General features: G+C 51.7%; 1 protein-coding gene. It reads left to right on the top strand.

What is annotated here, in order from left to right:
• The coding region (locus ACZYR9_RS28010; RefSeq protein WP_488981535.1) for a hypothetical protein at positions 1-199 on the top strand (199 nt) is incomplete at its 5' end.
• Positions 200-242: the final 43 nt, after the last annotated feature.

Below are 242 nucleotides of genomic sequence, written 5' to 3'. Positions count from 1 at the left end.
CCATGGAAACTGTCATGAACTTGGAGCGACAGTGAAGAATCCTCCGGCGTATGGGGATCGGCATGGCATGAAAGAGGATGCAGTGAACTGGGGAGACCCTCCCCTGCACGAGAAGTTTTTTTTTTTTCGTAGCAAGATGCTTTATAAGCTAATAAGCGAAGTGAGTCATCTGCAGGAAGGGAGTCCGAGGGGCGAATAGTACCGGAGAACGCAGAACAACACAACCTGCGGGAGGGAAGGCG

The organism is Paenibacillus sp. F024 (assembly GCF_057814255.1).
The sequence above is the reverse complement of the archived record's forward strand: the minus strand, read 5'-3'. Positions and strand labels throughout refer to the sequence as shown.